This is a genomic window from Myroides albus (genome assembly GCF_009711045.1).
In the GTDB taxonomy this organism is placed as follows: Bacteria; Bacteroidota; Bacteroidia; order Flavobacteriales; family Flavobacteriaceae; genus Flavobacterium; species Flavobacterium album_A.
In genome coordinates, this window is sequence record NZ_WMJX01000013.1 from 1 (window position 1) to 25,304 (window position 25,304).

General features: G+C 34.0%; 21 protein-coding genes, 3 tRNA genes and 1 pseudogene. 16 read left to right on the top strand and 9 right to left on the bottom strand.

Annotation, left to right across the window (positions count from 1 at the left end; translation table 11 throughout):
* Positions 1 to 212, bottom strand: a pseudogene (locus GJV76_RS07775) (IS982 family transposase); the annotation flags it as partial.
* A 62-nt stretch (positions 213 to 274) separates the two neighbouring features.
* Here GJV76_RS07775 and GJV76_RS07780 point away from each other — a divergent pair.
* Positions 275 to 1,492, top strand: coding sequence for a hypothetical protein (locus tag GJV76_RS07780; protein ID WP_155092066.1), 1,218 nt, complete (start codon positions 275 to 277; stop codon positions 1,490 to 1,492).
* A 285-nt stretch (positions 1,493 to 1,777) separates the two neighbouring features.
* Here GJV76_RS07780 and GJV76_RS07785 read toward each other — a convergent pair whose 3' ends face one another.
* The 4 genes from GJV76_RS07785 to GJV76_RS07800 all read right to left on the bottom strand — a co-directional run bounded on the left by GJV76_RS07785 (position 1,778) and on the right by GJV76_RS07800 (position 4,674).
* Positions 1,778 to 2,311 (bottom strand): P-loop NTPase family protein, encoded by a 534-nt coding sequence (locus GJV76_RS07785; protein WP_166520738.1) that lies wholly within the window; start codon positions 2,309 to 2,311, stop codon positions 1,778 to 1,780.
* Positions 2,312 to 2,364: 53 nt separating this feature from the next.
* A complete protein-coding gene (locus GJV76_RS07790) occupies positions 2,365 to 3,504 on the bottom strand; it encodes a PDDEXK-like family protein (protein WP_155092068.1) in 1,140 nt (379 codons plus the stop codon).
* A gap of 102 nt (positions 3,505 to 3,606) precedes the next feature.
* On the bottom strand, positions 3,607 to 4,137 hold the full coding sequence (gene rimM, locus GJV76_RS07795; RefSeq protein WP_006257597.1) for a ribosome maturation factor RimM: 531 nt from the start codon (positions 4,135 to 4,137) through the stop codon (positions 3,607 to 3,609).
* A gap of 12 nt (positions 4,138 to 4,149) precedes the next feature.
* A complete protein-coding gene (locus tag GJV76_RS07800; RefSeq protein ID WP_155092069.1) occupies positions 4,150 to 4,674 on the bottom strand; it encodes a 30S ribosomal protein S16 in 525 nt (174 codons plus the stop codon).
* 258 nt (positions 4,675 to 4,932) lie between these two features.
* Here GJV76_RS07800 and GJV76_RS07805 point away from each other — a divergent pair, with 258 nt between their 5' ends.
* The 6 genes from GJV76_RS07805 to GJV76_RS07830 all read left to right on the top strand — a co-directional run bounded on the left by GJV76_RS07805 (position 4,933) and on the right by GJV76_RS07830 (position 12,284).
* On the top strand, positions 4,933 to 5,586 hold the full coding sequence (locus GJV76_RS07805) for a hypothetical protein (RefSeq protein ID WP_155092070.1): 654 nt from the start codon (positions 4,933 to 4,935) through the stop codon (positions 5,584 to 5,586).
* Between the two features lie 113 nt (positions 5,587 to 5,699).
* Positions 5,700 to 10,229, top strand: a complete 4,530-nt coding sequence (dnaE, locus tag GJV76_RS07810) for a DNA polymerase III subunit alpha (protein ID WP_155092071.1) — start codon at positions 5,700 to 5,702, stop codon at positions 10,227 to 10,229.
* A gap of 96 nt (positions 10,230 to 10,325) precedes the next feature.
* The gene (gene trxA / locus GJV76_RS07815; RefSeq protein ID WP_155092072.1) at positions 10,326 to 10,643 is read left to right on the top strand and encodes a thioredoxin; all 318 of its coding nucleotides are present in this window, start codon (positions 10,326 to 10,328) and stop codon (positions 10,641 to 10,643) included.
* A gap of 1,066 nt (positions 10,644 to 11,709) precedes the next feature.
* Positions 11,710 to 11,783, top strand: a tRNA-Asp gene (locus GJV76_RS07820).
* 141 nt (positions 11,784 to 11,924) lie between these two features.
* Positions 11,925 to 12,001 (top strand) — tRNA-Asp (locus GJV76_RS07825).
* 206 nt (positions 12,002 to 12,207) lie between these two features.
* Positions 12,208 to 12,284 (top strand) — tRNA-Asp (locus GJV76_RS07830).
* A gap of 366 nt (positions 12,285 to 12,650) precedes the next feature.
* Here GJV76_RS07830 and pepE read toward each other — a convergent pair.
* Positions 12,651 to 13,358, bottom strand: coding sequence for a dipeptidase PepE (gene pepE, locus GJV76_RS07835; protein WP_155092073.1), 708 nt, complete (start codon positions 13,356 to 13,358; stop codon positions 12,651 to 12,653).
* A 192-nt stretch (positions 13,359 to 13,550) separates the two neighbouring features.
* On the opposite strand from pepE, the gene GJV76_RS07840 reads away from it, so the two are divergent.
* From GJV76_RS07840 to GJV76_RS07850, 3 genes are all read left to right on the top strand, one after another.
* Positions 13,551 to 14,294: a hypothetical protein gene (locus GJV76_RS07840; RefSeq protein ID WP_155092074.1), complete on the top strand. Its 744-nt coding sequence runs from the start codon at positions 13,551 to 13,553 to the stop codon at positions 14,292 to 14,294.
* 97 nt (positions 14,295 to 14,391) lie between these two features.
* Entirely contained in the window at positions 14,392 to 14,730 is a 339-nt protein-coding gene (locus tag GJV76_RS07845; RefSeq protein ID WP_155092075.1) for a Sec-independent protein translocase subunit TatA/TatB, read from the top strand.
* On the top strand, positions 14,730 to 15,299 hold the full coding sequence (locus tag GJV76_RS07850; protein WP_155092076.1) for a phosphatase PAP2 family protein: 570 nt from the start codon (positions 14,730 to 14,732) through the stop codon (positions 15,297 to 15,299). The genes GJV76_RS07845 and GJV76_RS07850 overlap by 1 nt, the downstream gene beginning before the upstream one ends.
* A gap of 41 nt (positions 15,300 to 15,340) precedes the next feature.
* Here GJV76_RS07850 and GJV76_RS07855 read toward each other — a convergent pair whose 3' ends face one another.
* On the bottom strand, positions 15,341 to 15,982 hold the full coding sequence (locus tag GJV76_RS07855; RefSeq protein WP_155092077.1) for an O-methyltransferase: 642 nt from the start codon (positions 15,980 to 15,982) through the stop codon (positions 15,341 to 15,343).
* Positions 15,983 to 16,261: 279 nt separating this feature from the next.
* Here GJV76_RS07855 and GJV76_RS07860 point away from each other — a divergent pair, with 279 nt between their 5' ends.
* The 4 genes from GJV76_RS07860 to GJV76_RS07875 all read left to right on the top strand — a co-directional run bounded on the left by GJV76_RS07860 (position 16,262) and on the right by GJV76_RS07875 (position 20,874).
* Positions 16,262 to 17,413: a serine hydrolase domain-containing protein gene (locus GJV76_RS07860; protein ID WP_155092078.1), complete on the top strand. Its 1,152-nt coding sequence runs from the start codon at positions 16,262 to 16,264 to the stop codon at positions 17,411 to 17,413.
* Positions 17,414 to 17,417: 4 nt separating this feature from the next.
* A complete protein-coding gene (locus GJV76_RS07865) occupies positions 17,418 to 18,140 on the top strand; it encodes a 3'-5' exonuclease (protein ID WP_230381513.1) in 723 nt (240 codons plus the stop codon).
* Positions 18,141 to 18,610: 470 nt separating this feature from the next.
* A complete protein-coding gene (locus GJV76_RS07870; RefSeq protein WP_155092079.1) occupies positions 18,611 to 19,066 on the top strand; it encodes an OsmC family protein in 456 nt (151 codons plus the stop codon).
* Between the two features lie 116 nt (positions 19,067 to 19,182).
* The gene (locus GJV76_RS07875) at positions 19,183 to 20,874 is read left to right on the top strand and encodes an ABC transporter ATP-binding protein (RefSeq protein WP_155092080.1); all 1,692 of its coding nucleotides are present in this window, start codon (positions 19,183 to 19,185) and stop codon (positions 20,872 to 20,874) included.
* A gap of 30 nt (positions 20,875 to 20,904) precedes the next feature.
* On the opposite strand, the gene GJV76_RS07880 is transcribed toward GJV76_RS07875, so the two are convergent.
* Positions 20,905 to 22,248, bottom strand: coding sequence for a saccharopine dehydrogenase family protein (locus GJV76_RS07880; protein WP_155092081.1), 1,344 nt, complete (start codon positions 22,246 to 22,248; stop codon positions 20,905 to 20,907).
* 119 nt (positions 22,249 to 22,367) lie between these two features.
* On the opposite strand from GJV76_RS07880, the gene GJV76_RS07885 reads away from it, so the two are divergent.
* Positions 22,368 to 22,763, top strand: a complete 396-nt coding sequence (locus GJV76_RS07885) for a DUF423 domain-containing protein (RefSeq protein WP_155092082.1) — start codon at positions 22,368 to 22,370, stop codon at positions 22,761 to 22,763.
* Between the two features lie 72 nt (positions 22,764 to 22,835).
* Complete coding sequence (gene pckA / locus GJV76_RS07890) at positions 22,836 to 24,449, top strand: phosphoenolpyruvate carboxykinase (ATP) (RefSeq protein WP_155092141.1); 1,614 nt, start codon at positions 22,836 to 22,838, stop codon at positions 24,447 to 24,449.
* A gap of 106 nt (positions 24,450 to 24,555) precedes the next feature.
* Here pckA and GJV76_RS07895 read toward each other — a convergent pair whose 3' ends face one another.
* Complete coding sequence (locus tag GJV76_RS07895; protein ID WP_155092083.1) at positions 24,556 to 25,299, bottom strand: uroporphyrinogen-III synthase; 744 nt, start codon at positions 25,297 to 25,299, stop codon at positions 24,556 to 24,558.
* Between the last annotated feature and the right edge of the window lie 5 nt (positions 25,300 to 25,304).

A 25,304-nucleotide genomic window follows, 5' to 3' on the forward strand; every position in this document is an offset into this window, starting at 1 on the left:
CTGCGTTCTATTTTTTGTTTTAATTCTTTAGGTAAGAGTGTAAACAAATAATTCTCACTATCTATACCGAGATATTCAGATGTTAAACAAATACTTATCAGTTCAATATCACTTAGCTTAGGTTTACGTCTTTGATAAGAAAGTAAAGTGTTTTCACTAATTGACTGTAAAACTTCTAAGATTCTTTTGTAATTTGCAAGCAAGTTGTCCATAGGTGAATTTTTGGGTAGGATCTTAAATTTACTGCTTATTGTNTTATGTAAGTATTAGCAAAATGAAGATGACTGCTTTAAAAGTAGGTTCACTTATTGTAATTGCTCAAACAGCTGATGGGAAGATAGAGGGTAATTTAAAGGTTAATGTTGTAAAAAATAAACTTGAATTTACAAAAGAAGTAATAGATATAACAGGGGATGAAACTTATGATTTAAATGAAGTGTTGATAACAGAGAATCTCGATGTAAATAAATTAGTTTGGAAAAGTTCACCAACTGGTTTATCTGTTGTAAAAGGTATTGTATCAAAATTAGATAATATTAAAGTAGATACATCCTTTATAGTAACAGTAACAACAAGTGAAGATGCTAAATTAACTGCTTCAATACAAGTGAATGTAAAAATGAGAGAAATATCGAAATTCTCTTTAAAGCAGAATCCTGTACAATTATATAAAAGTGCTATAGAAAGATTTACTTATGATATAGAACCTAAGGATGCGGATCCTTCATCTTTAGAGTTTGTTTCACAGAAAAAATTATCATTTGCTCAGTTTGCTAATTACAAAAAAACAGAGATTAGTATAGAACATATTAGTTATGAGAGTGATATAATTGATGTATATACAAAAATTAGTAATGGTAGTCGAAAAAAAGTGGGTGAGATAAAGGTTGATTCTCCAAGTGATATTTCTTTCAAAGTTGTATCACAGTATGCTGTATTAGGCTTGCCTACAGATGAAGTAGCTAATACATATGAGTTTTCTAATAAAACTATTGTGGCACCATTAGGACCTAAAGGTGATTTTATTTGGACTTCAGATAATCCAAATATTAGAATTACTTCAAATGGTGTTATAACAAGGCCTACTGAAAAAGGTACAGCAGTACTTACAATTAGACACCCTTATTATACTAATTTTGAACAAAAAATAAATGTACAATCGGCACCTTTTGCAGAATTATTTAGAGTAACACAATCAAGTACAAGTAAAGTTAATAATAACAATGGACAGGTGGAGCTCAAATTAGTAATGGAGAATAACTCTCCTGATATATATTTTGTAAATGGATATCAGTTTTATGATTCTAAAGGTGATTTAATAAAGGATATTCATTGGTCAGGTGGAGGAAATGGTAATGCTATTGTAAATGCATACTCTTCTAATGTGAAACATCCATTACTTACGACAGATGAAAAAGATTATATTGTATTATTGTATTATGCAGATGCTGAGAAAACTATACTTAAGTCACTACAAATAGATTTTGATTAAGTTAGAATTTCTTTATAAAAAACCTCAAATCAACTGATTTGAGGTTTTTTTATGGGTTATGACTTTATGTACGCATCCATTAGTTTGTTAGGTATGTTAATTATAGCTCTTTATTTTTGTAGACAGTAATCAACTTAAAACGACTAAACATTGATTGTAGTTTAATAGATGAATACTGAATATTAGAGTTAGATTTAGAGAACATATAATGTTTTTCTTTAGTTGAATTGATGATAAGGCCTCTGAAAAAGATATAATTTGGAGTAAATGCAAAGGGCGAGGGGATTAGGATAATCCCCACACTTTATACCACTTCATTAGTTCTTTAAAACTTCTGATATGAATGAAGGTAGCAGTGCTATTATTAATTAGTTCTACATACTTAGGGCTTTTTTTAGGAGCTTCGAATAAGATATACTTAACCATCTTCATACTGAATTGGCTCTCGGCACCGTCTAAGTTGCCAGGGCGAGTATCTCTATGCGTGATACTGCGTTTTATGTATCTATACAATGCTCCGATAGGAGAGAAGTCTAGCCAGATAATGCACGTAGCCTCTTTAAACCGCTCAGGCATTAAGAAGCTATAGTTGCCTTCTATCACCCAGTCTGTATGATCGCTTAAGAATGTCTGATGATCAGCTGTCATAAGTGCTTTGTCACGAGGTATCCAGTCTGTATTAGGGATATGTGCTATCTGATCTAAATGCAGGATATTTAGATTCAGTTTATTGCCTAAGGCTTGTGCTAGAGTAGACTTGCCAGAGGAGCTAAGCCCAATGATGCAGATGCGATTACCCAAGTGATGTAGTGCTACCATAATCGACAAATATAAAAACAAAAAACCTCGAAACAAGTGCTGTGGGGTATACATTATATTTCTATATCCCCTATTGCTCTAAGAAGTGTTAATATTTTAGTCTTACAGTCTTCTACAAAAGTAGTAGATTCTATAATGTTTGTTTGCCAATTTTCTAGAGTAAGATTTTCGTTATAAGCATAAAAAGGCCACCATTCACTAGTTTTACGGTTTGTTACATTAGACTCTTCTAATTTTTTATGTATTATAGCTCTGTTTTCTATTGACATTAAATGTGTTTTTGGGTTATTAGCAATTCCATAATAATATTTTTTACTTTCAAATGTAAAACCAATCCAAAATTTGCCTTTCCATTCTGTATTTGTAAAATAGAATCGTATATACTCTTCTTTGCTTTCTTCATAAACATACTCCAATCCATTTTCTTTAGCAAATTCTTCCATTAATGGGTTTACGTATTTTTCAGCCAAATAATCAAAAGTTGCGGCATAGTTTTGAGCTATAGCTTGCGCAGCTTTAAGATTCTCTATTTTTGATAATACTGCTACTATTTCTTCTTTATTTTTGGAATCCATATCTTGTCCTGTTAGTTGTTTTAAGTGATTTATGTATTGAATAATAGTCTCTCTTACTATTGGGAAACGAGATGCAATAGTTACACACTGTTCTAACCAATCTATGATTTCTTTACCATGAGCGATAGGAAGATAGGTTACTCCTGCACTACTTTGTTCAGAAGCATCTTCACCATAGAGACTAAGGTAAAGTATTTGGTAATTTTGTTTAGTGTCTTTTGCATAAGTGTCATACCTGATTAATTGTCTATCTTGATCTTCTGCATGTATCTTATTCTCTATTATTATTGCATTATTATTGTTATCTTCAATAAATATATCAATACGTCCTTGGGGTGTAGAGTATTCTCTATGTACTTTAGCTGTCTCAGAATTGAAATTAGGAATACTAAAGTAAGGATCTAATGATTTAATGAAGGTATCTAATAGTTTGTGTTTTAGTCCATGACTTCCTTTTGGATTCAAAAGTTCTGCTATAATTGCAGAGTGCGTATTTTCGTAGTGATTGACACCGCAAATGGCAAACATATTAAACAGCCCACCTGTAGTGGCTAAAGTCTCTGTATTTTTCCTATCAATAATACTTATTTGACTAAGTAGATTCTTTATTTGTACCATTGTATTTAGTTTAAATGGATAGTAAAGCTACGAAATTCTGGAAGTATTATAAAAAACAAAAAACCTCGAAACAAGTGTCTCGAGGCTGTATGATGTGATGTATTATCTACCTAAGTAAATATCTAATAACCCAACAGGTACATTAAGATATAACTTCTTATTCTCACGATCTACTTTATGGATAAGTTCGTCTATCATCGGAACTAATATTTCGGTTCCGTTAAAGTCTATCTCGAATAGAGGTTGATAATTACTATCGTTTACTCTTTTTAGTTGACCTATTTCACCTTCGTTAGTATCTATTACGTCAAAACCAGTGATCTCGTGGTAGTAGAACTTGTTTCCTTCAAGTTTAGGAAGCATCGTTAGTGGTAGGTATATCTCTGATCCGACTAATCGGTCAGCATCTTCTTCAGAGTTAGACTCCTCGAATTTAACTCTTAAAAAATCGCTTTTGTGTAATGAAGCTTGTTCCATAAAAAAAGGAACCAGTTGTCCGTCGAAGTCGACGAACACTGATTCCAAGTTTTCGTATAACTCAGGTTCATCGGTGTCTAAATAAATAAGCACCTCCCCTTTAAAGCTAAATTTCTTTGCGATTTTGCCTAAATAGAAACAATCCTTTTTACGCATATCGCTTGAGAATTATGCTTGAGTTTCTTCGTTGCTTTCTTCAGTTGCTTCAGCAGCTTCAGCAGGAGCAGCCTCAGCAGCAGCTTTAGCTTCTTGAGCAGCAGCAGCACGTTTAGTACTTACTTCTTTCTCAGCAGCTAATCTTGCAGCTTTATCAGCAGCTTTGTTTGATGATAAACCATCTTTCTTAGCGTTGATTTTAGCAGCTTTTTCTTCTAACCAAGCAGCGAATTTCGCGTCAGCTTGCTCTTGAGTTAAAGCTCCTTTGTTAACTCCACCTTGTAAGTGGTGTTTTAACATTACTCCTTTGTAAGAAAGTAAAGTTCTAGCAGTATCTGTTGGTTGAGCACCATTGAATAACCATTTAACAGCAAGATCAACATTAATCTCTACAGTTGCAGGGTTAGTTGTTGGATTGTAAGTACCGATTTTTTCTAAGTATTTACCATCTCTTTTTGAGCGTGCATCAGCAGCTACTACCCAGTAAAAAGGTTTTCCTTTTTTACCGTGTCTTTGTAATCTAATTTTTACAGACATAATTAATTTATTTGTTTGAGGTACCCGACCTCGGTTAAAAATTGAGTGCAAAGATATGCTTTTTTGACTTTAATACATTTATTTTATTGAAAAAAATATTTATTATAAGCTATTGATTGATAACGAGATGTCTTATTAACCTTAGATAAAGGATAGATTCGCACTTTTTTAGCAACTTTTATCTTTGAGAAAGTTTTTTTCTGCTATTAAATACTATATTTTTGTATTTGAAGTTATTATAGAAGATAATTATTTACTATGAAAAAGATATTAGGTCTACTATTGGTTATTGCTGCTTGTATTGCTTGTGAAAATGACACTAAGAACAGTGATCCTGGGTTACAAGCTTATACAAATAATGAGGAGTATAAAGAGGCAGTAAAATATGAGAAGTGGAAGCCAGAGCGCATGACTGCTTATATAGCTAATGAGAATGTACTGTATATTATGGGCGAAACTGATAGTACCTCTTATGTAATGAAAGTACCTTATAGTCCAAGTTTGTTTGGTAAAACAATCAAACTTGAGGAATATCGCAAAGTTGAAAATGGCGGTAAACAAGCTAATATTCAATTTGACAATAGAGAAAGTACGAAAGATGATGCATATGCTTATTATCGAGTTAAAAGTAAAAGTTCATTAGATGAAACGTTCGCTTTATATGTTACAAGAGGTATTGATAAGAATAAGAATGAAGTAGAGATGGGGGAAGTGTATTTTGCTCCTGAAGCTGATCAAATACCAGGGACAATTAGTGGAACTTTCTTCGCTAATCTTATCAAAGAAGATCTTGACGAAACACAACAAAAGAACTTCACAGAAAAACAGAAAGAGGAGCATGCTGCTCTGCAAAATACTAAAATATTTCAAGAAGGAGTATTCTTTAGAATACCTTTAGAATTACCTCGATAGGTAATGATTACAATTCTTTTGAGACTGTGTTTTTCCGAAACGCAGTCTTTTTTTATACCTTTGTTTTTCTTGAGAAATCTAAGTAAAATAAGGTAAACTTCTTATAATCAGCTATGTATTTAATTTTTGATACTGAAACAACAGGACTCCCAAAGAGTTGGTCTGCCCCTATTACAGATACAGACAACTGGCCACGTTGTGTACAGATTGCTTGGCAATTACACGATGAAATGGGAAATTTAATTGAACATCAGGATTACCTTGTTAGACCTGAAGGATTTAATATTCCTTACGATTCAGAGCGCATCCATGGTATTTCTACCGAATTAGCAGAGGAGCAGGGTATTTCTCTTGCCGAAGTGTTAGCTAAATTTAATATTGCATTATCAAAAACAAAATTTATTGTAGGACAGAACTTAGCCTTTGACCTTAATATAATGGGGTGTGAGTTCTATCGTATGGGGGTGACATCTATTATGAGTGAGTTGCCTGTGCTTGATACTTGTACCGAAGTTACAGCTGAGTTACTTAAGATACCCGGAGGTAGAGGGGGTCGTTATAAATTGCCTACTTTAACTGAGCTACATACTTATTTGTTTGGTGTTCCATTTGGAGAAGCACATAATGCAACTGCTGATGTTGAAGCAACTACTCGTTGTTTTCTTGAGTTATTAAAAAAAGGAGTATTCTCTAAGGAGGAACTGCAATGTGATGATACATATATTCAGCGCTATATACAAGCAAACCCAGAGCCATTTCAACCAGCTGGTTTAAAGCACATCAATCTTAAAAAGGCTTCTGATGAAGTTCGTCAGAGGTTGTCAAAGTTGCAAGGTGAACCTACTGAGGTTATTAGCGATGAAGCAAAGGAGAAGTTTAAAGTAGCGAAGTTTGCTCATCTCCATGTACATACACAATTTTCCGTCTTGCAATCTACGATTTCAATTCCCTCTCTTGTAAAAAAAGCAGGTGAAATGGAACTGACTGCGGTGGCTATGACGGATCACGGAAATATGATGGGAGCCTTTCATTTTGTAATGGAGGTTAACAATCACAATAAGAAAATAGAGGCACAGAATAAAGAGCGTGCGGAGAAAGGAGAAACATTAGTACCTCTTTTAACTCCGATTGTAGGATGTGAGTTTTTTATTTGTGAAGATCATACGGATAAGTCTAAAAAAGACAATGGTTTTCAAGTAGTACTGTTAGCAAAGAATAAAAGAGGATATCACAATTTGGCTAAGATGGCTTCTATTGCCTATACAGATGGTTTCTATTATGTGCCGCGTATAGATAAAGAGGTTGTTAGGAAATATAAGGAAGATGTGATTGTCCTAACAGGTAACCTCTATGGAGAAGTGCCAGGTAAGATTCTAAATATTGGTGAAAAGCAGGCTGAAGAGGCTTTACTTTGGTGGAAGGAAGAATTTGGTGAAGACCTCTATATTGAGTTAATGCGCCATGGGCAAGAAGATGAAAATAGAGTTAATCAAGTGCTTATTGACTTTTCAAGAAAACACGATATCAAATTAATAGCAACGAATAATTCTTATTACTTAGATAAGAAGGATGCGAATGCCCACGATATTTTATTGTGTGTTAAAGATGGTGAGAAACAATCTACACCTATAGGTAGAGGAAGAGGCTATCGCTATGGGTTGCCAAATCAAGAATACTATTTCAAGTCAAGTGACGAGATGAAGGAACTATTTAAAGATGTTCCGGATGCTATTTATAATATTCAAGAAGTTGTAGATAAAGTTGAGCCATTTGTTTTACATAGAGATGTACTTCTTCCAAAATTTGATATTCCGGAAGAATTTCAAGATGAAAGAGACTTGGAGGGTGATGGGAGTGGGAAAAGAGGTGAAAACAACTATTTGCGTTATCTTACTTATGAAGGTGCAAAACGAAGATATAAAGAAATTACAGATGAAATTCGCGAGCGTTTAGACTTTGAGTTAGCTACTATTGAAAGAACGGGCTATCCTGGTTACTTCTTAATTGTACAAGACTTTATTGCTGCGGCAAGAGATATGGGAGTTTCGGTTGGGCCAGGTCGTGGTTCTGCTGCAGGTTCTGCTGTAGCTTATTGTTTGGGAATTACGAATCTTGATCCTATCGAGTATGATTTGCTTTTTGAGCGTTTCCTTAACCCAGATCGTGTATCCATGCCCGATATCGATATTGATTTTGACGATGAAGGTCGTGGTCGAGTAATGGAATATGTAATCAATAAGTATGGAGCTAATCAAGTGGCGCAGATTATCACTTATGGTAAGATGGCGACTAAGTCTGCAATTAGAGATACAGCACGTGTATTAGACCTGCCATTGTTTGAGGCAGATAGAATTGCGAAGTTGATTCCCGGTATGATGCCTTCTAAGTGGAACCTAAATCGATTTTTAACAGAGGATGAGAGTGCAATAAAGGGAGTACTTCGATCAGAAGAATTTGATAAAGTAAAAGAGCTCATAACATTAGCACAAGAAGACTCATTAGCTGCAGAAACTATACAACAAGCTAAAATATTAGAGGGTTCTATGCGAAATACAGGAATCCACGCTTGTGGTGTAATTATTACACCAGATGATATTACAAAGTTTGTTCCTGTTACTTTAGCTAAAGATTCAGATTTATACGTTACTCAGTTTGATAACTCAGTTGCAGAGAGTGCAGGGTTATTAAAAATGGACTTTTTAGGGTTGAAAACATTGACTCTTATCAAGGACACCGTTAAGTTGGTAAAACATAGAACAGGTATAGATATTAATCCTGACGAAATCCCTATTGACGATGTAAAAACTTATGAGTTATTCCAGCGTGGGGAAACGGTAGGTGTATTCCAGTACGAATCTCCTGGAATGCAAAAGTATATGCGTGAACTGAAGCCTACTGTATTTGCCGATTTAATTGCGATGAATGCTTTATATCGACCAGGACCATTAGAGTATATCCCTTCGTTTATTAGTCGTAAGAATGGTGAGGAACCAATTGTCTACGATTTAGATGCTTGTGAAGAATACCTAAAAGAAACTTATGGTATTACCGTATATCAAGAGCAGGTAATGCTTCTGTCACAAAAGCTTGCTGGATTTACGAAAGGTGAGGCGGACGTACTTCGTAAAGCAATGGGTAAGAAGCAAAAGGATGTCTTGGATAAGATGAAACCGAAGTTTGTGGAACAAGCTTCAGCGAAAGGGCATGATGCAACAATATTAGAAAAGATTTGGAAAGACTGGGAGGCATTTGCTTCGTACGCGTTTAACAAATCTCACTCTACTTGTTATGCTTGGATTGCCTATCAGACTGCTTATTTAAAGGCTCATTATCCTGCTGAGTACATGGCTGCTGTACTGTCTAATAATATGAATGATATTAAATCGGTTACTTTCTTTATGGAAGAGTGTAAGCGTATGGGACTTCATGTATTAGGACCTGATGTGAATGAATCTTATTACAAGTTTACAGTAAATGATGAGTATGCAGTTCGCTTTGGGATGGGAGCGATAAAAGGAGTAGGACAAGGAGCTGTGAATACCATTGTTGAGAATCGCGAAAAAGGGAATTACAAGTCAATATTTGATTTAGCGAAGCGCATTGATTTGCGTGCAGCTAATAAGAAAGCTTTTGAAAATCTTGCCTTAGCTGGTGGTTTTGATTGCTTCGAAAATACACATCGCGCGCAATACTTCTATATGGATGCGATGGATAATATTCCATTCTTAGAGAAGGCAATTCGCTATGGGGCTAAATCTCAAGAGAATGATAATTCTTCACAATTCAGTTTATTTGGTGAAAGTGCTGAAGTAGAAATACCAGAACCTGTCTTACCTGTATGTGAGGAGTGGACAACAATGGAGAAACTTGCAAAGGAGAAGGAAGTAGTAGGTATTTATATATCTGGACATCCACTTGATGATTTTAAGTTTGAGATGAAGTATTTTTGCTCTAGCAGAGTGGAAGAAATGCGCGATCTTACAGAATTAGCTGGTCGGACAATAACCTTTGGTGGAATGATTAGTAATGTTGAATTTCGAACATCTGCTAAAGGAAAGGATTGGGCGATGTTTACGATTGAAGGATACGATGAGGGATGTGAGTTTAGACTTTTTAATGAAGACTTTTTAAAGTTTAGACATTTCTTATTACAGAATACCTTTGTTCATGTAAAAGCTCAAGTTAAAGAAGGTTGGATAAGAAAGGATACAGGTGAAAGAGGAGAGCCGAGATTGCAGTTTTTGGAAATGAAATTGCTTTATGAGGTTATTCCGACATCAGCAAAGAAGTTGATAATATTATTGAACGTAAAAGAGATTGACGAGAAGCTAATCAATAATATGAAAGAGGTGTTTAGTTTTAATGAAGGGGACAAACCTGTTTACTTTGACTTAGTGGAGTTAGAAAAGGTTTTCTTAGATCCTGTTGATCAAGTAAAACCAATTATGCCCATTACATTTGATGAAGATATGGAATTTGGAGATGAAGAAATGGCCATGGAAGAAGTTGTAGTAGATGAAAAGAGAGAAGAAATAAGAATTGTCAATAGAGTAGAGCTATCCAGTCGAAATATGCGTGTCAATATTACAGCTGAACTCTTAGAGGAATTGGAGAGAATGCAGGTTAATTTTAAATTAAATTAGTTTTTGTAATTGCTCTATAGTTAAAATTAATACTTTATAAATAGTATTATATAATTAATTTATTAGATTTGTTGATATAACATAAAAGGTAGAATAATGGCATTAGAAATTACAGATGCTACTTTCGAAGAAGTAGTATTAAAATCAGATAAGCCAGTAGTTGTTGACTTCTGGGCAGTATGGTGTGGTCCTTGTAAAATGTTAGGCCCAATCGTTGAAGAATTAAGTGTAGAATACGACGGAAAAGCTGTAGTAGGTAAAGTTGATGTAGATACAAACCAAGAGTTTGCTGCAAAATACGGTATCCGAAACATTCCTACAGTATTGGTATTTAAAAATGGTGAAGTTGTAGCGAAACAAGTTGGTGTAGCTCCAAAGAAAACTTACCAAGACTTTATCGAGAGCAACTTGTAATAGATAGTATTACTTGTCTAAAATATAAACAATCCCCTTTTGATTTTTAATCGAAAGGGGATTGTTTTATTGTATAATCTAATGAGATTATTTTTTTCATGATAAAGATATTAGTTTTTGTACTATATAGTTTGTCTGTATTGGCTTGTCAGCTATAGGTATTATAGCTGTGTATCTTGAGTTTTTAATAAAATAAGGGTATAGTAAGGCTGGTCAGTATTTTCTACTAAAAGAGTATTCCATTACGGAAAAATCTATTTTAAAGTGAGTTCGATAGAAGGTACGAAGACAGCTTATAGTCTTCAGGGTGTTTATTTATATGTATTTATCTGCTTTAAAAGATCAACTCAACCTTGTCTAATAAGGAAATCATCGGAAATGATGATTAAGTGGGTAAATTTTTAGAAGCAGAATAGTATGTATTATAAGAGGGCTTCGCTTGCACTTTCTCCGGGATTTCTTGGGGTTTTGTAGGGGTTTTCTTGCCTAGAGAGCACTTTTGTCGAAGAAAGGTGCAAGAAAACCTTAAGCTATGTGCCAGCAAATTGGTATAAATCGATATGTAGATTGTCAACAGATATGATGAAGTTGTATACTGCTGCCTTAACTCGAGTTAGTCTTATTATGGGATATAGCTGTTTATTAATACAATCTTTTTGGGGGAGATTTCAATTGAAATATGACACAATAAGATAAAAGAAGGTAGTGTTGTCGATTTTTTAGGAAGTTGAATTGAATGGATTGAAAGTTTTTTGATTCTAAAATTACAGTAGCTGTCGTTCAGCAAGTATTTTTAGTAGGTGTTTTTTTCCTTAAAGGTGAAAAAGCAGGTGTATTTCTATAGTAAAACAAAAATTTGAATCGTCAAAAGTTGAATTAAAAGTGAGTAGTAGCGCTTGTTGAGATAAAGTACATAAAAAAAGTTTAATTTTATTTATTTATTATCTAATTGGAAATCAGTTTACTCTGTAAGTCGCGCTAAAAAACTTTTATTTTTTTTATACGAGGATTTGGTAGTCTTGAAAATGGTCGTATATTTGCACCGCATTACAGCAATAACGACGAAGGTTTGGTAGTTCAGTTGGTTAGAATACATGCCTGTCACGCATGGGGTCGCGGGTTCGAGTCCCGTCCAGACCGCAAGAGAGAGATTAACATCTCTGAATAAAAGAGATGTTATTCGATCTGCTCAAAGCGGAGAAAATAAAGGTTTATACATAAATCTTTGATTTTTGAAAAAAAGAGTTATCTTTGTCGCGAGTAATGAATTTGGTTAATACTGGTTTGGTAGTTCAGTTGGTTAGAATACATGCCTGTCACGCATGGGGTCGCGGGTTCGAGTCCCGTCCAGACCGCCAGTAAAAAAGAGCCTCTCACGTGGTTGAGAGGCTTTTTTTGCCCTGTAATAATTTTTCATTATTAAGGGTTAAAATTTAGTTGTGTTGTTAAGTGCGAAAGCACTACGGTTTAGTAGTTAGACCAATGAAAAGCTTTCCTAGTGCGGGAGAGCTTTTTTGTTCTTTGATTGAGAAATATATCTTTAATAGATATTTGGAGTAATACTGGTTTGGTAGTTCAGTTGGTTAGAATACATGCCTGTCACGCATGGGGTCGCGGGTTCGAGTCCCGTCCAGACCGCCAGTAAAAAAGGATTTGTTTGAAAGAACGATTCTTTTGGGCTCTAATAATTCCCCAAATTATGAAGGCCTTAAAATTTAGTTGTGTTGTTAAGTGCGCAAGCACTATGGTTTAGTAGTTAGACCAATGAGAAGCTTTCCTTGTGCGGGAGAGCTTTTTTGTTTTATATGAATCAGGATATCTTGTTTTTAGTAATAAATTTAGATTGAGCAGATCTCAATACTTCGTTTTCATATTAAACTTCCTTTTGCTGAGATAGTAAAGGCAGTTGAAGTTCAACGATAAATATGTCATTATTGACATAAGGTATAGAATAAAAAAGCAAACCTTAAAAGACACTCTTGCCTTTTAAGGTTTATTTTTTTCTATTTATTTTAGATGACTTAAGTCTGTGTCTGGTACAACTTCTACAGCAGCTTTTCCTTGTTCAAAAATGCGAGCTGTCAAGTTTCCTCTAAGTGTGATAGTATCTCCTTGTACTTCTAACCAGCTACCTTCTCTAAGCCCAACTACAGGTTGCGAGTTAAGTGAATGAAACTCGTTAATTCTGGTCTCTCTTGTCTCTCCCATATGTGTAGAGCCTTCGATAGGATCTAAATAATGTGGATTGATATTGAAAGGAACAAAACCTAAAGTTTTGAAAGAAGGAGGATAGGTGATAGGCATGTCATTGGTCGTTTCCATTGTTAAACCACAGATGTTGCTGCCTGCACTGCAACCCAAGTATGGTGTACCATTATTGATTGCTTTTTGGATAGCTGTAATGACATTGTTATTGTAAAGTTGTTTTACCAAAAGGAATGTATTTCCTCCACCAGTAAATATTCCTTCTGCTTGTGCTATGGCTTGTGTAGGGTTTTCATATTCATGAATACCTTTTACTGTGATATCCAACTTAGAGAAGGCAGTAGCTACTTTTTGTGTATATTCATCATGTGTGATGCCACTTGGTCGTGCATAGGGAATGAACAAAAGTGTTTTTACGTTGTTAAAGTGATTCTTTAGAACAGGCAATAAATATTCTAAGTATTGACTATTGTGAATTGTAGAAGTACTCGCAATTATAATTTTTTTCATAAGAATATAATTTTTACAAAGGTAAGTCGTTTTTTTATATAAGAAGTTACATTCGTTTTTAGGAGCCTTTAGGAATCATTTAGTACTCGATTATAATAGGTAATTCATTTTTTATATTAGATTTGATGTTTGTAGTTAACTGTTTCTATTCAAAAAACAGGTGTTTTTAATTACTAACGATATTATTGATTAATGAGATTTTTTTTAGCATTTCTATTGTGTTTAGGTTGTTTATACAGCTTTGGACAAGAAAGAAAATTTTTAAATGGAAAGATAGTTTCGCGTTCAAAGAACTTAGAAGGTGTGTATATCTCTAATTTGAACTCAGGCGTAGAAGTATTTAGTGAAAAAGGAGGCTATTTTAATTTAGCAGCTAAGGAGAATGACACTATTATGTTCTCAAGTCCTATTTTTATGGGTTATCAACATATTGTTGACAAGATTGATTTAGAACGGGATATTATGCTAATTCCCTTAGATAAGAATGATTTTTACACGCAGCTTGATGAGATTGTGATTTATAAAATATCAGCAGAATCCTTAGGGTTAGTTCCTAAGGGAACAAAGATTTTAACTCCAGCTCAAAGTAAGTTGTATACAGCGACTAGTGGTGGTGGGTTGATACCTGTTTCTGCTATAGTTAACTGGATTTCAGGTCGAACAAAGATGCTGAAGAAAGCGTATGAGTATGAAAAGTTGGATAGTCGAAAGAATAGATTGATTAATTATTTTTCAGAGGAAGCTTTGATGAGAGATTATAGTATTCCTAAGGACTATGTTGAAGGTTTTGCTTTGTACGCTGCAAATGATGATCAAGTTGAGAGTTTGTTAACAGGAGGAGGATTCGAAAAAGAGAAGGTACAAGCCAGATTAGGCGAGCTTGCCTTAGACTTTTTGGAGTTAATAGGAAAAAAAGATGAAGATAAATTGCAGTGAGTAAAGTGATTTAACAAATGGTTTGTATTTTTGTATACAATGCAAGCAATTAAGTTTGTAGATTTGTAACCTTGTTTAATTAATAAACTGTAACAATATGTTTGGTATTGGTGGAGGTGAATTTTTCTTTATTATTCTTGTTATATTAATGCTATTTGGATCTGATAAAGTTCCTGAAATGGCAAGGACGTTTGCAAAATTTATGACACAAGTAAAGAATGCAACGAATGATATAAAACACGAGATTAATAGAAGTGCAGAAGATAGCGGAATTAAGAAGGAGATAGAAGAAGTAATGGATATGAATCCATTAAAAGATGTGCAACAAAAATTGGAGGAGACAATAGAGAATCCATTACAAGACGTACAGCAAGAAATAGAGAAGCAAAAAGAAGATATCGAGAATTTAACAGGACCAATAAAAAGACAGCTTTAATGTTAGAAAATTTAGTACAATGGGATAAGGAATTAATGATTTTTTTGAACAATTTTGGTTCTGAAACATTTGATTCTTTTTGGCTTTTTATTACAAAACAGCTTAATTGGCTGCCGTTTTTTTTACTACTTCTTTATTTGACATATAAGAAAGTTTCGGTAAAGAAATTAGTCTTGATATTGCTTTTTTTAGCTGTATTAATTGCGTTTACAGATCAAATGACTAATTTGGTAAAAAGGGTAGTTGCTCGTCCAAGACCTTGTAATACGGAAGATATAGTTGCGATGTTACGTGTTGTAAAGTGTAGCTCTACGCTAAGTTTCTTTTCAGGGCATGCATCTAATTCCACAGCTAATATGGTGTTCTTGTTCTTGATCTTGAGAAGATATTATAAACATGCTTATTTGGTATTTATCTTTCCGTTGATTTTTGCCTATAGTCGAATATATCTGTCTTTACATTTTCCAGGAGATATTTTGGTAGGAATGTGTGTAGGGGTATTTTTTGGAACTGCATTTTATAGCTTATATGTATGGGTAGAGAATAAGTATTCGGATAAACTAATATAAAATAAACAATAAGGGCTACTAAATTTAGTAGCCCTTATTGTTTATTTTACTCTTGATACCGTTAGTCCGTCGCGGATGGGTAATAAGATTGTTTCAACTCTTGGATCTTCTTTTAAGAGTTTATTGTATTTGTCTATTTCGATAGTCTGTTTATCGTTAGACTTTATTTCTTCAAGAACTTTGCCTGACCACAATACGTTATCAGAAAGGATAATGCCGCCTTGGTTCATTTTGTCTATGATTAAATGGAAGTACTTAGTATAATTCTTTTTATCTGCGTCAATGAAGACGAGGTCAAATTTCTTATCAATTGTTGGTATGATGTCTAAAGCGCTACCAATATGTTGTTTGATTTGGTCGCCATATGGAGACATATCAAAGTACTTTCTCTGAAAATCATATAACTCCTCATTGACATCTATGGTGTCGATTGTCCCATTTTCTTTTAATCCCTCTGCTAAGGATAGGGTAGCATATCCTGTAAATGTTCCAATCTCTAATATATTCGTAGGGTTTACTAATTTAGAAATCATACTTAAGAAACGCCCTTGAAAATGACCGCTTAGCATTCTTGGTTGTAATACTTTTTGGTGTGTTTCTTTGTCAAGTTTCGCCAGTAATTCAGGTTCGTTTTCTGTATGTTGGGCTGCGTAATCTTCTAACTGATGAGAAATAAAATGCATATACTAAATTATTTGATAATAAAAGCGCAAAGATAATCTTAGAAATTCCGTTTGCCAAATATGCTTTGATTTTAATGTCTTATTTATACTTATTAGACTTGTAATTAGTATGGGTGAGTTTAGTACTTCACATTAGTTGATTGTAGAATAAAGAAAATCTACGTGATGATAATTCACAGAGTTTTGTGTCGGCTTATTCTTTTATGTTATTATTTTGGTTCGCGTCGTTGGTGTACAATAAAATTCTTATTTTTAGGTAATTAACCTATACATAGACTTATGAAAATATTAAAATGGTTCTTGGGAAGTATTTTAGTACTCGTTGCTTTGGCCTATTTATTCAAAGTAGATTACTTGTTCACAGCAGTCCGTACAATTTATTTTAATGGATATACAACTGCTTTTTTAGATGATTATAAGTATTTCCCAACCCGAACTATTGCTAATGATAGCAATAATATACAGCCTTGGCCTGTAGCTGTTGATTACAATCAAATCAAAGCAACTGAGGAGTTGGAAAAGGCTCACGTCGAACTACAATCGATAGCGTATCTCATTATCAAAAATGACAGTTTGTGGTATGAAAGCTATTATGATGGTTATGATAAAGGGGCGTACTCAAATTCGTTTTCTATGGCTAAAAGTATTGTGTCTGCTGCTTTTGGTAAGGCTCTGCAATTAGGGGAAATCAAAGAGGAAAATGACAAGGTGATCAATTATATTCCCGAGTTGACAGGTAAGTATAAGGATGACTTAACTGTGGCAGATTTATCTAAAATGTCTTCTGGACTAAAGTGGGATGAGGGTTATTATAGTCCTTTTTCTGTTATGACAGAGGTGTATTTTGTTAAGGACTTGAGAAAAGTTATGCAAAAGATTTCTATCGATGATGAGCCAGGTAAAGAATTTATCTATAAAAGTGGAGATACGGAGATGTTGACAATGGTTTTAGAAAAGGCTACAGGTATGTATTTAAGTGATTATGTATCTAAGCATTTTTGGAAACCTATGGGGGCAGAGAATCCCGCTTTGTGGCAGTTGGATCATGAAGGAACAGGAGTAGAGAAGTCATTTTGTTGTTTTACCAGTAATGCAAGGGATTTTGCTCGCTTTGGGAAATTATATAAGGATTTTGGGAAATGGAATGGGCAGCAAATATTAGATAGTGTTTACGTGGCAAAATCGATAAAGCAGCAGTATGCAAATGGGCCTGAATATGGATACGGTTGGTGGTTAGTCAAATATCGAGATCAGGAGTTCTTTTATATGAGAGGACATTTAGGTCAATTCGTTATAGTTTCTCCTAAAGATAATGTTATAATTGTTCGTTTAGGACATAAGAAAGGGGTGCAAACAGAAGAAGATCCCCATAGTAACGATTTGTATCTATACATAGATGAAGCTTATAAAATGTTAGATCAAAGAAAATAATGTCATGATGCTACCTTTAGAAAATATTCAATTAGAGCATATTCTTTTTTTAGATATTGAAACTGTTCCTGTGGAAGAGAGCTATGATGCTTTAGATGCAGAATTACAGGTTCTGTTTGAAGCCAAAACGAGTTACCAACGAAAGGAGGAAATCTCGGTCGAAGATTTTTATGAGCGGGCGGGTATCTGGGCCGAATTTGGAAAGATAGTGTGTATCTCTGTGGGGTATTTTCATTTTAAGCATGGCGTGCGTCAATTTCGAACAACTTCTTTTTGGGGAGAAGAAAAGGAATTGTTGGTTAAGTTTAGTGAATTGGTTAACCAACACTTTAGTCGCCCTTTTAATATCTTATGTGGGCACAATGCCAAGGAATTTGATTTTCCATATATCGCCAGGCGTATGTTGATTAATGGGGTAAAAATCCCCATAAAGTTGAATTTGTTTGGAAAGAAACCATGGGAAGTTCCACATTTAGATACAATGGAGTTGTGGAAGTTCGGTGATTTTAAACATTATACTTCACTGCAGTTACTCACCAAAATCTTAGGTATTTCATCGCCAAAGGACGACATAAGTGGATCTGAGGTTGCAGAGGTGTATTATAAAGAAAAGAATATTGATAAGATAATTACCTATTGTGAGAAAGATGTATTAGCTGTGGCACAAGTATTGTTGCGCTTTAGGAGAGAGGATTTATTAGAATCAAATGAAATATTATCTGTATGAGTTAATTAAAAGTTAATAATATTTGATTTTTTAAAAATGTTAAAAATATTTTTTCTATTTTTGTGAGAACGATTGAGAAAAATATGCAAACAAATTATACAAATAAAATTTCCTTTAAGAAGTATTCAATGTGTGAAGGCACATTAGGAGGTAAATAATTGTATATTGTTTGAAAATGATATTATAAAAGCCTCTATTGTTATAGGGGCTTTTTTTGTATAAAATTAGAAGTAAAAGAAATTAAAAAAAGAAATATGAACCAGTTCTACAATATTTGTTCAGTATCGATTATTACTAAGGCGACGTATCTAATGCGTAAGTCGTGCTTCGTCGTACTGCCAAAATTGGTTTTGTAAAATAGTTCATATATTCTTAAAGAAGTATAGAATAAATTTCAAAGGTCCTTTTGGTAGTAAATATCAAAAGGACCTTTTTTTTAGCCTAAATATTAATTATAAATTTTAAAAGTGATGAAAAACAATGTAGTAAAAGTTTTGGGTTTTTCTGTTCGTTCTACACAGTTCGCAGTTAAAACAGCAAATTTCTCTTTTACCGTAAATGACGGAAGAGATTTAGTAAGGGTGAATCAAATAGATTCTGCCGAATTGTTACTTGCTCGTTTAGCAGGAAGTATACACTATATCGGAAACTTGATTGGGTCAACCCTAAATTTAGATTTAAAATCTATTCAAGTGGAGGTAAGAGGAGAGGTTAAGAATAATGAAGATGATGAGAAAAGCATAGATATTACTAATTTTAAAAAGATTGATGTCATCGTTAAGCCAACTACACCTGCGTCAATTGTGCTTTTAAAAGAATGGATGGATGCAGTAAAATCTGCTTGCCCTGTCTTTACTGATTTTAAAACTCTTACGCCAACTGTGGTAACTTTGGTGAAAGAATATGACCAAATTAATGTTGCTTAATATGATTATTCTCGCATCCTGTTTTAAGAAAGCCATATAATATAACGAGGCAATTTCATTCAAATTATATTATATGGTTTTTTTAATGTTATTTTTGTTTAGATAAAATCACAGTTATGCAAAGTAAAACACCATTATTGCAAGTATTAGATTTAGAGATAACTACAATTAAGAACACTCAAGACAGTAAATCTTTAGTGCAAAATTGTTCTTTTGAGTTATATCAAAATGAAATTCTTGGAATAGTTGGAGAGTCAGGGTCGGGTAAATCAATTACCTCTCTTGCGATAATGGGACTATTGCCAAAGGGAGCTTTAACTATTGCAAATGGAAGTATTGTTTTTAATAAAGTAGAGCTTACTCAATTAAAAGAAGAAGAAATACGTTCCTATAGAGGAAAGGAATTTGCGATGATATTCCAAGAGCCAATGACAGCTTTGAACCCTACTATGACTTGTGGTAGACAAGTTTTAGAAATCTTACAACAGCATAGGGTGCATAATAGTGATTCAGCAATGAAACAAGAAGTGATTTCTCTATTCAAGAAAGTTAAGTTACCCAACCCTCAAGAGGTGTATCATAAGTATCCACATCAGTTGTCAGGAGGACAGAAGCAGCGCATAATGATAGCGATGGCGATAAGTTGTAAACCTGCTGTGTTGATTGCTGATGAGCCTACTACAGCACTTGATGTTACAGTGCAAAAGGATATTGTGGAGCTACTGAAGTCATTACAGAAAGAAACGGGAATGAGCATTGTATTTATTACGCATGATTTAGGTTTGATTTCATCTATCGCTGACCGCGTTATCGTGATGTACAAGGGTAAAATTGTTGAACAGGGGAATTGCTTAGCTATTTTTAATAATCCTAAAGAATTATATACTCAAGCTTTAATCGCATCAAGACCAAGTATAGATGTCCGATTAAAGAGGTTGCCTACTATTTCAGATTTTTTAAATCAAGTTGTTGTTGATGAGATTGTAACTGCAGAGGATAGAGCGAAAGCACATCAAAATCTCTATAATCGCCAACCATTATTAGAAATACGAAATGTGGTAAAGGATTATATAGTTAAAACAGGATTATTTCGATCAGGAAGCTTTAGAGCACTTGATCATGTAAGCTTTAATGTCTATGAAGGAGAAACTTTGGGATTGGTTGGTGAAAGTGGTTGTGGAAAGTCTACTTTAGGAAATGCTATACTGCAGTTGGATAAAGCAACGGAAGGACAGATCTTCTATCGCGGAATAGATATCACAAGATTAAATAAAGCTGAGATACGCAAATTGCGTAAAGAAATACAAATCATTTTTCAAGATCCTTATTCATCCTTGAATCCAAGGATAACAGTTGGTGAAGCTATATTGGAACCAATGAAGGTACATAAGGTTGGCAGTGATTATCGAGAGCGAAAGAGTATGGTTATAGATATTCTTTCTCGTGTCGGTCTTGATAAAGAGGCTTTTGATAGGTATCCTCATGAGTTCTCTGGTGGTCAACGACAGAGAATAGGTATAGCGAGAACAATCGCATTGAATCCGAAGTTGATTATTTGTGATGAATCTGTATCAGCATTGGATATATCTGTACAAGCACAAGTTTTAAACCTTTTAAATGAATTAAAAGATAAATTTGGATTTACATATATCTTTATATCTCATGATTTAGCTGTTGTAAAATATGTATCTGATCAGATTGTCGTTATGAATAAAGGTAAGGTAGAAGAGATAAATGAAGCGGATGAATTATACGATAACCCTCAAAAGGATTACACGCGTAAATTGATTAGTGCTATACCAAAATAAAGCCTCTATTATAAGAGGCTTTATAAGTTGCTATATTGTTATTTCTTGTTCAGTGAAAGTTATTCCATTCTTTTCCAATTCTTCCAAAATTGGAGTATAGATTTCTTGTTTTATCGGCAATTGTACTCCTGGTGATGTAATAGTTCCATTGAGTATTTTTAAAGTTGTAATTGCAACAGGTAAACCTACCGTTTTGGCCATCGCAGTATAAGTTTGATCTTCGCCTATACATACCATAGTAGAGTCTATTTGCTTGTCTTGATTGCCTATTTTATATCCAATTCTGTGGTACATGACTATCATATCCTTGTCTTGTGGGTATAATGTCCATTTGTCTGATAGTATTTTTTCAAGAATTTGTGCAGGAGTAGCGTTTTTTAAGCCAATTTGCTTAACATCATTAAAGAGGTCCAGCTCCATAAGTTTAAGCCAAACTTGATCGTCTGGAGCGATGTTTAAAGCAAGTTTTAGTTTTGTCTCTATAGAGTCAGTTGGATGATATGGTAAGTATAAATCGATGAAATCTCTATATGTTAGAGTTTCAGAATTTTCAATTGTATAAGAATCGTCTGTTATTCCCAGATCAACAAATAGACTCCATGCTTTAGAATACCCCAATCTTCTGATTGTTCCTCTAAGTATTGTCCTTAGGTTGTTTAAGTTGTATATGTTTTGATATTTTAAAGAGTCTCTATTAGCATAAACTTCGAAATTGCCATATCCCTCAACTTTTAATATTTCGGTTCGACGAAAAACTTGATTATATGGGATGTATTTATACTTTCCTTCATGTAGAAATTTGGCTGCACCTCCTTGTGCAGCTAATACAACATTTCGAGGATTCCAGGTGAATTTATAATTCCAGAGGTTGTTATCAGATTCAGGTGCAATTAAACCACCGCAGTACGATTCAAATGAGGTTATTTCTCCGCCCTTATTTTGTATTTCATGAATAATTCTCATTGCGCTCATATGATCTATACCCGGATCAAGTCCAACTTCATTCATAAATATCAAGTTGTTTTCTACAGCTTGTTCATTCAACTCTGCCATTTGAGGGCTTATATAAGAGGCAGTAACTAAGTGTTTTTTTAGTCGAATACAGTCTTTGGCTAATTCTATATGGAGAGCTGCAGGTAGCATCGAGATTACGATATCGGCTTTTGACACGTATTCTATCCTTTGATCTGTATTAAAAAGATCAAAAGCAATTGGAGTTGCATTCGGATGGTTCATTGCTTTTTGTCTTGCAAGTTCTATAGATAAGTCACCAATTGTCAGGTGGATGTTTTCTTCATTTGATTTTTGAAGTAGATATCTGATCATAGAAGAAGAAGATCTTCCTGCTCCGACGATTAAAATTTGTTTTTTCATGTTATAGTTGTTGATTATAGTTATACGAAAATAAACAAATAGAGTAGCTTATAAAACTAACTACTTAAATATTACAAGTATAATATGTGAATTAATTGTATATTTGACTTAAAAACGAGATGACACGTAAAGTTTTAGGTATTGCTGCTCTTATTGGAGCATTAGGTGTAATCTTGGGTGCATTTGGTGCTCATGGATTAAAGAAGATTGTTACTGAAGCTCAAGTGATAACATTTGAGGTAGGTGTACGTTATCAAATGTATCATGCGTTTTTTCTATTATTTGTAGGAATCTGTACATTTTTTTCAGACAAGACTAAAAAAATATTACTTTTTTTGACTTTGTTCGGAATATTGTTTTTTTCAGGATCGATATATCTTTTGACATTTAAAGATTTGATTTCTATGAATTTAAGTGTTATCGGACCTGTTACTCCAGTAGGAGGGCTGCTATTTATAATAGCGTGGCTTTATGCTGGTATACAGGTTTTTAATTCGAAAAAGAGTGTTAAATAGGCAATTGACTATTTATATTTTAAATTTATTTCTAAGTTTGCAAACAAATTAATACACAACATAATAATGAAAATGGATATTTCAGAATCAATTTCACTTGATAAATATGGTATTAAAGATGTTGTAGAGATTATCTATAATCCTTCTTACGACGTTTTATATAAGGAAGAAACTAATCCTGCACTTACGGGATTTGACAAAGGTGTAGTAACAGAGCTTGGAGCTGTAAACGTGATGACTGGTGAATTCACTGGACGTTCTCCAAAAGACAAGTATATCGTTAAAGATGCTGTTACTGAAAACACTGTTTGGTGGAACACTCCAGAATCTCCAAATGATAATAAACCTATTGATGGTAAAACTTGGAATGCTTTAAAAGCAAATACAGTTGAGCAATTATCAGGAAAAAAACTTTATGTCGTTGATGCATTTTGTGGCGCTAACGAGAATACTCGTTTAAAAGTTAGATTTATTATGGAAGTGGCTTGGCAAGCTCATTTTGTAACGAATATGTTTATTCGTCCTACAGCAGAGGAGTTAGCTAATTTCGGAGAACCAGATTTCGTTGTGATGAATGGTTCTAAGACTACCTTCAAAGATTATAAATCATATGGTCTTAACTCTGAGGTTTATATTGCATTTAACTTAACAGAGAAGATTCAAGTTATCGGTGGTACTTGGTACGGTGGTGAGATGAAAAAAGGTATGTTCGCAATGATGAACTACTATTTGCCATTACAAGGTATGGCTGCAATGCACTGTTCAGCGAATAAAGGTAAAGATGGTGATGTAGCTGTATTCTTCGGATTGTCAGGTACTGGTAAAACGACATTGTCAACTGATCCAAAACGCGAGCTTATTGGTGATGATGAGCACGGGTGGGATGATGAAGGAGTATTTAACTTCGAAGGAGGTTGTTATGCTAAAACTATCAACTTGTGTCAAGAGAATGAACCAGATATTTATGGTGCTATTCGCCGTGATGCTTTGTTAGAGAACGTTACAGTTGATGCTAATGGTAAGATCGATTTTAACGATGGATCTGTTACTCAGAACACGCGTGTATCTTATCCAATTAACCATATTGATAATATTGTAAAACCAGTTTCAAAAGCAGGACCTGCTACTAAAGTAATCTTTTTAACTGCTGATGCTTTTGGAGTTATGCCTCCAGTGTCTAAGTTAACACCAGAACAAACGAAATACTATTTCTTGTCTGGATTTACTGCAAAATTAGCTGGAACTGAACGTGGAGTTACAAAACCTGAACCTACTTTCTCTGCATGTTTTGGAAAAGCATTCTTATCTTTACACCCAACGCAATATGCTGAGGAGTTAGTAAAGAAAATGGAAGCAAATAACGCAACTGCATATATGGTAAATACAGGATGGAATGGTACAGGAAAGCGTATTTCTATAAAGGATACACGTGCTATCATTGATCGTATTTTAGATGGATCTATTGAGAAAGCTGATACTATTGTAGTTCCTGTATATAACTTTGAGGTTCCTACTGCTTTAGAAGGAGTAGATACAGGAATCTTAGATCCAAGAAACACTTATGAGGACGCTCAAATATGGGATGATAAAGCAAGAGAATTAGCTGCTTTATTTATTGAGAATTTTAAATTATACTCTACAAATGAAGAAGGAAAAGCATTAATAAGTGCTGGACCACAACTGTAAGGTTATAATTTTTCACATAGAAAAAAGGGTAAGTGATCATTCACTTACCCTTTTTTGTGTTATATAAAGCCATAAAAAAAGCTTCTTATTAAGAAGCTTTTGGATATTATTTATTTACCTTTTGAATATATTTCTCAAGTGCCATAGTCATTGAAGGCGTTTCGGGAGCAGGAGCCATAATATCAACTCTTAAGTTGTTGTCTAATGCTTCTTTTTGAGTAGATGTTCCAAATACAGCTATTCTTGTATTGTCTTGTGAAAAATCCGGGAAATTCTTAAACAGAGACTTTATACCAGTAGGGCTAAAGAATGCAAGAACATCGTATTTTACGTCTGCTAAATCCGATAAATCACTCATCACAGTTTTATAAAATGTTCCAGGTACCCAATTGACTTTTAGTTGATCTAAAGTTGTTGGGATATCGTTATTTAACTGATCAGATGAAGGTAATAAGAACTTTTCGTCTTTGTATTTTTTAATAAGCGGAGCTAAGTCAGCAAAATCTTTTTGGCCAACATAGATCTTTCTTTTTCTGTAAACTACATATTTCTGCAAGTAGTAAGCTACAGCTTCCGATTGGCAAAAATATTTAAGTGTTTCAGGTACTTTGAAACGCATTTCTTCAGCAACCCGAAAGAAGTGATCCACAGAGTTTTTACTGGTTAGAATGATAGCAGTAAAGTTATGTAAATCAATTTTTTGGTGTCTTACCTCTTTGGCTTCTACGCCCTCTACATGAATAAAGGGTCTAAAGTCAATTTTTACTTTGTACTTTTGTTCTAACTCAAAGTAAGGTGAATTCTCCACTTTAGGCGCTGGTTGAGAAACCAAAATTGTTTTCACTTTCATAGTTA

Excerpts from the sequence above, each read along its gene's own strand:
- GJV76_RS07780 (WP_155092066.1), top strand. The coding sequence starts at position 275 with ATGAAGATGACTGCTTTAAAAGTAGGTTCACTTATTGTAATTGCTCAA.
- GJV76_RS07785 (WP_166520738.1), bottom strand. The coding sequence starts at position 2,311 with ATGGTAGCACTACATCACTTGGGTAATCGCATCTGCATCATTGGGCTT.
- GJV76_RS07790 (WP_155092068.1), bottom strand. The coding sequence starts at position 3,504 with ATGGTACAAATAAAGAATCTACTTAGTCAAATAAGTATTATTGATAGG.
- rimM (WP_006257597.1), bottom strand. The coding sequence starts at position 4,137 with ATGCGTAAAAAGGATTGTTTCTATTTAGGCAAAATCGCAAAGAAATTT.
- GJV76_RS07800 (WP_155092069.1), bottom strand. The coding sequence starts at position 4,674 with ATGTCTGTAAAAATTAGATTACAAAGACACGGTAAAAAAGGAAAACCT.
- GJV76_RS07805 (WP_155092070.1), top strand. The coding sequence starts at position 4,933 with ATGAAAAAGATATTAGGTCTACTATTGGTTATTGCTGCTTGTATTGCT.
- dnaE (WP_155092071.1), top strand. The coding sequence starts at position 5,700 with ATGTATTTAATTTTTGATACTGAAACAACAGGACTCCCAAAGAGTTGG.
- trxA (WP_155092072.1), top strand. The coding sequence starts at position 10,326 with ATGGCATTAGAAATTACAGATGCTACTTTCGAAGAAGTAGTATTAAAA.
- pepE (WP_155092073.1), bottom strand. The coding sequence starts at position 13,358 with ATGAAAAAAATTATAATTGCGAGTACTTCTACAATTCACAATAGTCAA.
- GJV76_RS07840 (WP_155092074.1), top strand. The coding sequence starts at position 13,551 with ATGAGATTTTTTTTAGCATTTCTATTGTGTTTAGGTTGTTTATACAGC.
- GJV76_RS07845 (WP_155092075.1), top strand. The coding sequence starts at position 14,392 with ATGTTTGGTATTGGTGGAGGTGAATTTTTCTTTATTATTCTTGTTATA.
- GJV76_RS07850 (WP_155092076.1), top strand. The coding sequence starts at position 14,730 with ATGTTAGAAAATTTAGTACAATGGGATAAGGAATTAATGATTTTTTTG.
- GJV76_RS07855 (WP_155092077.1), bottom strand. The coding sequence starts at position 15,982 with ATGCATTTTATTTCTCATCAGTTAGAAGATTACGCAGCCCAACATACA.
- GJV76_RS07860 (WP_155092078.1), top strand. The coding sequence starts at position 16,262 with ATGAAAATATTAAAATGGTTCTTGGGAAGTATTTTAGTACTCGTTGCT.
- GJV76_RS07865 (WP_230381513.1), top strand. The coding sequence starts at position 17,418 with ATGATGCTACCTTTAGAAAATATTCAATTAGAGCATATTCTTTTTTTA.
- GJV76_RS07870 (WP_155092079.1), top strand. The coding sequence starts at position 18,611 with ATGAAAAACAATGTAGTAAAAGTTTTGGGTTTTTCTGTTCGTTCTACA.
- GJV76_RS07875 (WP_155092080.1), top strand. The coding sequence starts at position 19,183 with ATGCAAAGTAAAACACCATTATTGCAAGTATTAGATTTAGAGATAACT.
- GJV76_RS07880 (WP_155092081.1), bottom strand. The coding sequence starts at position 22,248 with ATGAAAAAACAAATTTTAATCGTCGGAGCAGGAAGATCTTCTTCTTCT.
- GJV76_RS07885 (WP_155092082.1), top strand. The coding sequence starts at position 22,368 with ATGACACGTAAAGTTTTAGGTATTGCTGCTCTTATTGGAGCATTAGGT.
- pckA (WP_155092141.1), top strand. The coding sequence starts at position 22,836 with ATGGATATTTCAGAATCAATTTCACTTGATAAATATGGTATTAAAGAT.
- GJV76_RS07895 (WP_155092083.1), bottom strand. The coding sequence starts at position 25,299 with ATGAAAGTGAAAACAATTTTGGTTTCTCAACCAGCGCCTAAAGTGGAG.